The sequence below is a fragment of the Methylobacterium sp. Leaf118 genome (assembly GCF_920984675.1).
In the GTDB taxonomy this organism is placed as follows: domain Bacteria; phylum Pseudomonadota; class Alphaproteobacteria; order Rhizobiales; family Beijerinckiaceae; genus Methylobacterium.
Genome location: NZ_CAKLBV010000099.1, coordinates 1 through 9,925, shown reverse-complemented (window position 1 = coordinate 9,925; position 9,925 = coordinate 1). Strand labels below are relative to the sequence as shown.

Genomic DNA, 9,925 nt, shown 5'->3' with positions numbered 1-9,925 from the left:
ACTGTTTCCGGTTGATCCCTTCGGTCTGGCCTCGCCCGTCATCCCGGGGCCGCGCAGCGGAACCCGGGATCCACCCGCCATGCGACGCGCGAGCATGGCGTCGCGGCCCGTCGTCGATGGCACGCCTCCGGCGCGCCCCTGCGGGTCCGGGGTCGCTTCGCGCCCCGGAATGATGGGATCGGGGGCTGAAACGAAGCCATCAGCCGGAGACCGTATCAGGCGGAGGCGAGCCGAAGGCCGCCCAGAACGGCGGCGAGGAGGGCGAGGACGCAGGCCGGGCCGACGAGGCGCGGGCGATAGGACAGGAGCAGGACGAGGGCGACCCCGGCGCCCGTCAGGGCGCCGAGCCACTGCACCGGCCCGAAGGCCCAGCCCTCCGCCTGCCCGGCCAGGAGGAGGGAGAGGCCGAGGCCGAGCCAGCCGAGGAGGCGCAGCCCGGCGACCTGCTGCCCGCTCGGCCGGGTCCGGAGGATGTCCGCCTGGTGCCGGTTCAGGCCGAGGCAGAGCGCCGAGAGGGCGGCGAAGCTCAGACCCAGATTGAGGACGAGGGCCCAGGGGGTCATGCGCGCTCCCGCTGCTTTCCGGATTCGGGACGCCGCTGCGGGGCGGCCGCCGCCGGCCGCTTCGGCGGGCGCGGGGCCGCGGCCGGGAGCGACGCCTCCCGCGCGGGCTCGGCCCGGCGGGGCGCCTGATAGGTCGAGACCTTGCGGGCCGCGAAGGCGAACAGGGCGGCGAGCGCCAGCAGCGCCCCGTCGAACCACAGGAACAAGGCCTCGCCGCCGCTGGGCCGGCGCAGGGGATGCGCCTCGATCGTCGCGAGATCCGCCCCCACGACCGCCAGACAAAGGACCGCGACCCCGCCGAGCCCTGCCCGCCAGGCCCGCCGCTGCGGCCGGGCCAGCGCCAGCAGCGCCACCGCGATCCAGGCGGCGAAGAAGGCGCGGATCTCCCAGGCCGAGCGGTCGGCGAGGCCGACCGGCAGCAGCCGGTTGGCGAGGAAATACACCGCCACCGCCGCGGGCAGGCCGGCGACGCTGCCGATGTTGAGCGCCTGGACCAGGCGCAGGCCGGGGAAGGGCCGCGCCTCCGCCTTCGGCAGCCGCGCCAGCGACCACAGCACGAGGCCGGTCGCCACCATGGCGCTGCCCATGACGCCGCACAGGAAGAACAGTGCCCGCAGGGCCGGGCCGGCGAAATGCGCCTCGTGCAGGCCGACCATCGTGGTGAAGGTCTTGGCCGCGGGCTGGAGGCCGCCGCGCAGGACCTCGATCACCGCGCCGCTCACCCCGTCGAAGGCGACCTGCGGATGCTCGTGCGAGAGGCCGTGCGGTTCCTCGAACACCGCGACGACCGTGGCGTTCGCGTCCCCCTGGTTGACGATGGTGAGCCGCTCGAGCGTCTCCGGGACGGTCTGGAGCGCCCGCTCGACCATCGGCCCGATGGGCGCGAGCGCCGCGGGCCGGCCCGCGGGCGGGCGCGGCGCCGTGATCTGCCCGGATTCAGCGAAGAAGGCTTGGCGGTCGCCCTCGTAGGCGACGGTGACGCCCCAGGGCATGTACATCAGCGCCAGCGTGACGAGGCCCGTGTAGGTGATCATCAGGTGGAAGGGCAGCGCCAGCACGCCGGTGACGTTGTGGGCATCGAGGAAGCTGCGCCGCGGCGCCTTGTCCCGGCGGAAGGTGAAGAAGTCCACGAAGATGCGCTTGTGGGTGACGATGCCGGAGATCAGCGCGATCAGCATGATCATGGCGCAGACGCCGACGACCCAGCGGCCCCAGAGCGGCGGCATGTGCAGCTCGAAGTGGAAACGGTAGAGGAAATCGCCGCCCATCGTCTCGCGCGCGCGGGCTTCGCCCCCCGTCCGCGGATCGAGCGTCGCCCGGCCCGGAGGCTCGCCGGGGCGGGTGCGCCAGAACAGGTCGAGCACCGGGTGGTCGGGCTGCGGCAGGCCGATGAACCATGTCCGCGCCTTGGGGGCGTGGGTCTCCAGATAGGCGACGGCGCGTTCGGCCGCCGCCGGCAGGTCGGCGGGGGCGACCGGGGCGGCCTGCATCAGTTCGGGCCGCATCCAGCGGGAGATGTCGGCGCGGTAGTAGCTCGCCGTGCCGGTGACGAAGATCGCCAGCAGCACCCAGCCGACCACGAGGCCGGACCACGTGTGGAGCCACGCCATCGATTGGCGGACACTGCCCTTCACGGTGCACCTCCTGCGGAGAGAAGGGGCCCCGCCGCCAGCCAGAGGCCGGCGCCGAGGACGAGGATCGCGCCGAGGACCGCCGCGGCGGCGTGCCGGAGCGAGGAGATGGCGAAGACGAGCACGGCCACGCTCGCCAGGATCGCGAAGCTCGCGAGCGTGGCCGCCGTGACGGCCTCCGAGCGCGGCAGCGGCAGCGTCGCCGACAGGAGCGCGGTGCTGAGCGCCGCGACGGCGTAGCCGCCGCCCGCCGCCAGGACGACACGCCCGACGAGGCCGGCGGCCTCCGCGAGCCGCGGCCGGGCGCTCCCCTTCGTCACATTCATGCCCAGGGCCCTCACCAGCGGTAGCGCAGGGTCGCGTAGACGGTGCGGGGCAGGCCGTAATAGCAGCCCGAATAGCTGAAGCAGCCCGTGACGTAGCGCTCGTCGAGCAGGTTCTGGGCGTTGATCTGCATCGAGAGGCCCTGCAGGGTCGGGTCGAGATGCTTCAGGTCGTAGCTGACGACGGCATCGAGCAGCACGCTCTCGGGTACCTTGAAGGTGTTGGCCGGGTCACCCCAGGACGCGCCGAGATAGCGCACGCCGCCGCCGAGGCCGAGCCCGAGCAGCGGGCCGCTGGTGAAGCGGTAATCGACGAAGAGCGAGGCCGTCGCGTCCGGCACCTGGACCGGCCCGAGGCCGATGAGGGAACGGTTCGTGTCGTTGGTGTTGCGGAGATCCAAGAGCGAGAAGCCGCCGACCAGCGTCAGCCCCTCGAACAGGTTGGCCCGCGCCTCGAACTCGACGCCCTGCACGCCGACCTCGCCGGTCTGCACGCTGAAGCCGGGATTGCGCGGGTCGGTGTTCAGCGTGTTCGAGCGGCGGATATCGAAGGCCGCCGCGGTGAGCAGGAGGTCGGTGCCGGGGGGCTGGTACTTGATGCCGGCCTCGACTTGGTTGCTCGAGATCGGATCGGGGATGCGCCCGGTGGTCCCGAAATTCGGATCGAAGATGCGCCCGTTGGTGATCGGCTCGAAGGCCTCGCTGTAGGAGACGTACGGGGCCACCCCGCTGTCGAACAGGTAGAGCAGGCTGGCACGCCCCGTGAAGGCCTCGGCCGGAACGTCCTGAAGGGCGACCGCGCCGGTCGCGAGGGTGCGGGTCGGGCCCGATTGCCGCGCGAAATCGTAGCGGCCCCCGAGCGTCAGGATGAAGCGGTCGAACTTCACCTGATCCTGAACGTAGAGGCCGGTCTGCTCGGCGGTGATGCGGGCATCCGTCGTGAAGGCCGGCACCGCGATGTTCATGGCGTAGTTGGGCGCCAGGACGTTGAGATCCGCGGTGGCCGGGAAGGGCGCACCGAGCGTCCGCGTCTCGATGGTGCGGTGATCGACGCCGACGAGCGCCGTATGGGCGAAGAGGCCGGTCTCGAACGTGCCCACGAGATTGTTGTCGATGGTCCAGGCCTCGATGCCGACCTGGGAGGCCGTGACCGCCCGGGCGAGGAGCGGCCCGCTGGCGTTCGGGCCGTTGAGATCGCTGAAGGCCGCGTAGACGCTGCGGTAATCGCCCTCCGAGCGCAGGTAGCGTCCGGCCGAGTGGATGCGCAGGTTCTCGCCGAAGCGGTGGTCGAACAGATAGCTGATCGAGCCTTGCGTCCGGTCGGAGCGCTCGACGCCGCGGTCGCCGTCGTAGAAATTGACGGGCAGGCGACCGATCACGCCATTGCCGAAATTGCGCGGGAACACCGTGCCGACCGCCGGAAAGCCGCCGTAGAAGCCCGATTTGGGATCGCGCTGGTAGTTGGCGATGACGGTGAGCGAGGTGTCGGCATCGGGCCGCCACGTCACGCTCGGGTTGATGAAGGCGCGCTCCACTTCCGTGGTCACGGCGGGGCCGTCGCCGTTCCAGCCGAGCCCGATCACCCGATAGGCGAACTGGTCCGCCACGCCCCCGGTGCCGTCGCCCACCGGCCCGCCGACGTCGAAGCCGGCGCGCACCTCGCTGAAGCCGCCGCCCTGGAGGAAGACCTCCCCGTGGCGGACGAATTGCGGAACCTTGGAGACGAGGTTGACGATGCCGCCGGGGCCCGACTGCCCATAGAGCACCGAGGCCGGGCCCTTGATGATGTCGACCCGCTCCAGGCGGTAGGGGTCGACGCTCGGGAAGGCGTCGCGGCTGCCGGGGAGGGAGAGGCCGTCGAGGAAGAGCGGCGCGGTGAAACCGCGGATCGCGAATTGCTCCAGGCGGGTCGAGCCGGCGCCGCCGCGCTGCTCGGTGGTGACGCTCGGCGTGTAGCGCAGGGCCTGGTTGATGGTGAGCGCGTTCTGGTCCTCGATCTGTGCGCGGCCGATCACCGAGACCGACTGCGCCGTCTCCAGGATCGGGGTGTCGGTCTTGGTGCCGACGCTGCTGCGGCTGGCGACGTAGCCGGGCACGGGACCGACGGCGCCGCCGGGCCCGTAGAGCGCCCCGCCCAGCGTGCGCCCACGCCCCTCCCCCGACACGCTCAGTTCTTCCAGCTCCACGTCGCTGGCCGAGGCGGCCTGCGCCTGCACGGCCTGTGGCAGGAAGCTGCATGTCGACGACAGCAAGGCGGCATAAAATTTGAGTGGCAGAAGGCCTCGCCCCGAGGGGCTCAGCCTCTTCTGGGAGAACTTGATCATTGTTATAGCCAAAGACCGGATTTTGTACCGCTGAGCGCTTCTATGATGCTTTACCATCACGGCGCTGTGATGGGACTCATAGCGATATTTCTTTGTCTGCCAAGTTTTGTATTATGGAATTATTCAAAACATCTTCTGGAATTGTTCTAGTTTGGTTGCGGCGCGCACTTCTTTGAGCGCCTCGCCTTCGTTCGAGGGGCGGCGATCCCGTCTCGGACGAGGCTCTGGTGCCGTGGAGGCGGTCGGTGGCTGTGGCGCGCATTACGCGCACGGCGCGATGCGAAGGTTCGAGATTGTCGCGAACCTTGCGCCGCATCGGCTTTTGTCGAGAGCCGGCATCCACCTCTCCGGCCGGTGCCAGAGGTCATGCGATGGCCCGACGGCACGGGCCTGACGGCGAGCGCGGCCGGGGCGTCACGTGGGTTACGCGCGCAGGACATGCGGGCAGGACATGCGGGCAGGACATGCGCGCTGCGAATCCGCGCGGTCGCCGCCCCCGCCTCAGGGGCGCGGGGGGGGCTCTTGGCCTGGTGTCGTAGGTCTGCCGGGTTTCGGGGCGGCGCGGGGCGCCCGCCGCGGTCCGCGGAGGGCCGTCGCGTCGCCGTCCGGGATCAGGTGAACAGGCTCGACACGCTCGCTTCGGTCGCCGTGCGCCCGATCGCCTCGCCGAGCAGCGGCGCGATCGAGACCACGCGGATGTTGCGGGCGAGCTTCACTGCCTGGGTCGGCTGGATCGAGTCGGTGATGACGAGTTCCTTCATCCGCGAGGCACTGATCCGCGAGACGGCACCGCCCGAGAGAACCCCGTGGGTGATGTAGGCCGAGACTTCCTTGGCTCCGGCGTTCAGCAGGGCCTCGGCCGCGTTGACCAGGGTGCCGCCGGAATCGACGATGTCGTCGACGAGGATGCAGGACTGGCCCTCGACGTCACCGATGATGTTCATCACCTCCGACTCGCCCGCCCGCTCGCGGCGCTTGTCGACGATGGCGAGCGAGGCGTCGATCCGCTTGGCGAGCGCCCGCGCCCGCACCACGCCGCCGACATCCGGCGAGACCACCATGCGCTCGCCGGGGGGCAGACGCTCCTTGATGTCGCGCACCATCACGGGGGCGGCGAACAGGTTGTCGGTGGGGATGTCGAAGAAGCCCTGGATCTGGCCGGCATGGAGATCGAGGGTCAGCACCCGGTCGGCGCCGGCCTCGGTGATGAGGTTGGCCACGAGCTTGGCCGAGATCGGCGTGCGGCCGGCGGTGCGCCGGTCCTGCCGGGCATAGCCGAAATACGGGATCACCGCCGTGATGCGCCGCGCCGACGAGCGCCGCGCGGCATCGATCATGATGAGCAGTTCCATCAGGTGATCGTTGGCCGGGAACGAGGTCGATTGGACGATGAACACGTCCTCGCCGCGCACGTTCTCCTGCAACTCGACGAAGATCTCCATGTCGGCGAAGCGCCGGACCATGCAGCTCGCGAGCGGCAGTTCGAGGTAGGCCGCGATCGCCTCGGCGAGGGGACGGCTCGCGTTGCCTGCGATGATCTTGATCGACGACGTCATCCCGGGCGTCTCTCGGCTCTCTCAGTCACGGAACGCACGGCGACGCACGTCCGAGGCCGCGCCGCAATCCGGTCGCGCGGGCTCATAACAGTGGGGCCTTCCCGTCACAATGGTTTCGCCGGCACAGGACCCTCGCTCCGGCCAAGGTCCTGGTGTTCGCCTGACCCGCCACGCACCGACTCGGCGCCGGCCGGGACCGCGGCGCGGGGCGCTCGTCGCGCCCGGCCAAGGGGACAGCCAAGGGGACAGCCGCGGGGACGACCCCGTCTCCCGTTCGCGCGGGCGCGGCCCTCACGGCTCCAGCAGGCGGTGCAGGTGGACGATGAAGTAGCGGGTCTGGGCGCTGTCGACGGTGGATTGCGCCTTGGCGCGCCACGCGGTTTGGGCCGAGGCGTAGTCGGGGAAGATGCCGACGACGTCGAGATCCTTGAGGTCGCGGAAGCGCACGCCCGAGACGTCCTCGAGTTCGCCGCCGAACACGAGGTGGAGCTTCTGGTCCGAATCGATCGCCGTGGTCACGCGCCTCTCCCGCCGAGGGTCTCGGGCCGGGAAAGGCACGAGCCGTGCCGCGTCGGTCGCATCGCCGCCCGGGCGGGTCAAGCCGCCCGTGCGGCGGGAGGGGGTTGCGCGGGCCCGAGCGCCCGCGGGCCGGGGCTCAGGCGGCCGCCCGGCCGTCCGCATCCAGCAGCAGCGCCATCAACGCCTGCAAGGGCGCGCTCGGCTCGCCCGACCACACCAGATGGGTGCGGTTGCGGCGCAGGTGCTCGGGCAGCGGGTGGCGCGCCACCGCCGTGCTCATCACCGCGTGGTCGAGCACCTCCGCGGGCACGATCGCTGCCCCGGTTCCGGCGGCCACGCAGGCCACGATGGCGTGATACGAACTCATCTCCAGGATCCGCTCGGGCGCGGCGCCGCCCTCGGCCAGCCACTCGATCAGGCGCTGGCGGTAGGAGCAGCCGTGGGGGAAGGCCACCAGGGTCCCTCCGCCGAGCTCGGCCGCCCGGCGGACCGGCGGTCCGCCCCGGCCGGTGATCAGCACGAGTGTCTCCTCGAAGGCCGGCCGGGAGGCGAGGCGCCCCCGCTCGAACGGCTCGGACACGAAGGCCGCCTCGACCTCGAACCGCTCCATCCGGCGGAGCAGCGTTTGGGTCGTGCCGGTCTGGAGCTCGATCGTGACGTCCGGGTGCTGCGCGTGCAGGGCCGAGAGGATCGGCGGCAGCCGGGCCCCGGCCGCGCTCTCCAGGGAGCCGAGCCGCAGCGCGCCGCGCACGACGCCGCTGCGCAATTCCTGCTCGGCGAGATCGGCCATCCGCAGGAGCGCCTCGGCATGGCCGAGCAGGATGCGTCCGGATTCGGTGAGCCGCAGGCTGCGGCCCTCGCGGCGGAACAGGGCGACGCCGAGCCGCTCCTCGAACTGCTTGATCCGGGTCGTGACATTGGACGGCACCCGGTGCAGCCGGCGCGCCGCGGCGGTCACGCCGCCCTCCCGCACGACGCAGCGGAAGATGTGCAGGTCGTCGAGGTCCATCGTTCTCATCGCAAGAACGATAGGTCACAAGAATTCATTTTACCAGAATAGCAGGCAGGTGTTCACTCGGCCCGTCCGATGTGCACGCCCTCCCCCTCCCCGGCCGATTCGGCCGTCTGGCCCATCGTCGCGAGCGGACTCATCGCCCTCGCCGTCGCCATGGGCATCGGCCGCTTCGCCTTCACGCCGCTCTGGCCGCTGATGCTGCGTGACGGCAGCCTCGATGCCACGGCCGGCGCGGAATGGGCGGCGGCCAATTATGCCGGCTACCTCGCCGGGGCGCTGACCGCCGCGCGGTTCGCGGGCCGTCCGCGGCGCGGCCTCGTCCTGAGCCTCGTCGGCGTCGCGGCGACGACGCTGGCGATGGCGGGCGCGCCCGCCTACCTCGCCGGGGCCCTGCTGCGCGCGGCGTCCGGCCTGTTCAGCGCCTGGGCGCTGGTCTGCGCCAGCGGCTGGTGCCTGGCGGAACTCGCCCGGCGCCGGAGGCCCCAGGGCGGCGCCTGGATCTATACCGGGGTCGGACTCGGCATCGCCCTCGCCGGCACGCTGACATGGCTCGGCGGGCGCCAGCCGGCCGAGCGGCTGTGGCTGGAACTCGGGCTGGTTGCCGCTGCAGGGACGCTGCTCGTCGGGCTGCTGTCGCGCCGTGTGGGCACGGCACCAGCCGGGCCCGCCGGGGCGAGCGCCGCCGCACCGGGCGGCCGGCCGCGTTCGTCCGCCCTCGTGCTGTGCTACGGCGCCTTCGGCTTCGGCTACATCCTGCCGGCCACCTTTCTGCCCGCGATGGCGCGCGAATTGTCTCCCGACCCGCTGGTGTTCGGGCTCGCCTGGCCGCTGTTCGGCGCCGCCGCCGCCCTCTCGGTCGCGGCGGTGGCGCTCTGGTGGCCGCAGGGCTCCCGCCGCCGCCTCTGGGCCCTGGCGCAGGGCGCCATGGCGCTCGGCACCGCCCTGCCCCTCCTCGTCCCGACCCTCTGGGCGGTCGCCGCCTCGGCCGTGCTGGTCGGCGGCACCTTCATGGTCGCCACCATGGCCGGCCTGCAACTCGCCCGCGCGGCCCGGCCCGACGATCCGACGCCCCTGCTCGCCCGGATGACCGCCGCCTTCGCCGCCGGGCAGATCGCCGGCCCGCTCCTCGTGCGCGCCCTCGGCCCCGGCCGCTGGGCCGGCTGGGACGCCCTGCACGCGACCGGCGCCGCCGCCGCCCTGCTTCTCGGGCTCACCGCCCTGTGGCTCTGGCGCGCGGACGGCCTTGCCCCCACCGATCCACCCGCCCGAGACTGAGGACCCGCCGATGCACGCGCCCCCATCCTCCGAAGCCGTTCCCCCCTTTCCCGAGGCCGGGCTCCCCGAACGCCTCGGGCCCCCCGACCCGCTCGACCCGGACCAGCGCGCGGCGGCCGACGCGCTGATCGCCGGCCCCCGCGGCGGCGTCTACGGCCCGTTCCGCCCCCTGCTGCACCGTCCGCCGCTGTTGCGGGCGGTGGCCGCCCTCGGCGAGAGCCTGCGTTACGCCGGCACGCTCGACGGAGCCCTGCGCGAATGGACGATCTGCGCGGTGGCGCGCGAGACCGCCAACGTCTTCGAGTGGGACATGCATCGGCCGCTGGCGGAGGCCGCGGGCGTGCCGCCGGGGGCCCTCGCCGCCCTCGCGCAGGGCGCGGCCCTGCCGGCGGCGCGACGCCCCGACCTCGCCCTGGCGCAGGCCGTCACCGTGGCGATGCTGCGCGGGCACCGCCTGGACGCGGCGACCTACGACGCCGCCCTGGCGGTCTGGGGCGAGGCCGGAACGGTCGAACTGCTGACGCTCGTCGGCTACTTCGCGATGGTGTGCGGGCTGATGAACGTCGCCCGCACCCCCGGCCCGGGATGAGGGCCCGGGCGGTCGAACGGTCCGAACCCGGACCCCATCAGAACAGCGAGCCCTGCTGGGCGGCGGGCTCCCGCGCCTCGTCCGGCGTCGGGGCCGGCGCCGGCTTGCGGGCGGGGCGCTTCGGGCGCGG

9 protein-coding genes are annotated in these 9,925 nt (G+C 72.3%); 2 read left to right on the top strand and 7 right to left on the bottom strand.

Going from position 1 to position 9,925, the window contains the following annotated elements:
- Positions 1 to 215: 215 nt before the first annotated feature.
- The 7 genes from LW587_RS23025 to LW587_RS22995 all read right to left on the bottom strand — a co-directional run bounded on the left by LW587_RS23025 (position 216) and on the right by LW587_RS22995 (position 7,925).
- Positions 216 to 563, bottom strand: a complete 348-nt coding sequence (locus tag LW587_RS23025; protein WP_232631915.1) for a DUF3325 domain-containing protein — start codon at positions 561 to 563, stop codon at positions 216 to 218.
- Entirely contained in the window at positions 560 to 2,197 is a 1,638-nt protein-coding gene (locus tag LW587_RS23020) for a PepSY-associated TM helix domain-containing protein (RefSeq protein WP_232631914.1), read from the bottom strand. The genes LW587_RS23025 and LW587_RS23020 overlap by 4 nt, the downstream gene beginning before the upstream one ends.
- Positions 2,194 to 2,520, bottom strand: a complete 327-nt coding sequence (locus LW587_RS23015; protein WP_232631913.1) for an iron transporter — start codon at positions 2,518 to 2,520, stop codon at positions 2,194 to 2,196. Before LW587_RS23015 ends, LW587_RS23020 begins: the two co-directional genes overlap by 4 nt.
- An 11-nt stretch (positions 2,521 to 2,531) precedes the next feature.
- Positions 2,532 to 4,841, bottom strand: coding sequence for a TonB-dependent siderophore receptor (locus LW587_RS23010; protein WP_232631912.1), 2,310 nt, complete (start codon positions 4,839 to 4,841; stop codon positions 2,532 to 2,534).
- A 611-nt stretch (positions 4,842 to 5,452) separates the two neighbouring features.
- Positions 5,453 to 6,397 (bottom strand): ribose-phosphate pyrophosphokinase, encoded by a 945-nt coding sequence (locus tag LW587_RS23005; protein WP_232631911.1) that lies wholly within the window; start codon positions 6,395 to 6,397, stop codon positions 5,453 to 5,455.
- A 291-nt stretch (positions 6,398 to 6,688) separates the two neighbouring features.
- A complete protein-coding gene (locus LW587_RS23000; protein ID WP_232631910.1) occupies positions 6,689 to 6,916 on the bottom strand; it encodes a DUF4170 domain-containing protein in 228 nt (75 codons plus the stop codon).
- Positions 6,917 to 7,052: 136 nt separating this feature from the next.
- Positions 7,053 to 7,925: a LysR family transcriptional regulator gene (locus LW587_RS22995; RefSeq protein ID WP_232631909.1), complete on the bottom strand. Its 873-nt coding sequence runs from the start codon at positions 7,923 to 7,925 to the stop codon at positions 7,053 to 7,055.
- Between the two features lie 78 nt (positions 7,926 to 8,003).
- Between LW587_RS22995 and LW587_RS22990 the strand changes: the two genes are divergently transcribed.
- Together LW587_RS22990 and LW587_RS22985 are read left to right on the top strand one after the other, a co-directional pair.
- A complete protein-coding gene (locus LW587_RS22990; RefSeq protein WP_232631908.1) occupies positions 8,004 to 9,206 on the top strand; it encodes a YbfB/YjiJ family MFS transporter in 1,203 nt (400 codons plus the stop codon).
- 10 nt (positions 9,207 to 9,216) lie between these two features.
- A complete protein-coding gene (locus LW587_RS22985; protein ID WP_232631907.1) occupies positions 9,217 to 9,795 on the top strand; it encodes a carboxymuconolactone decarboxylase family protein in 579 nt (192 codons plus the stop codon).
- Positions 9,796 to 9,925: the final 130 nt, after the last annotated feature.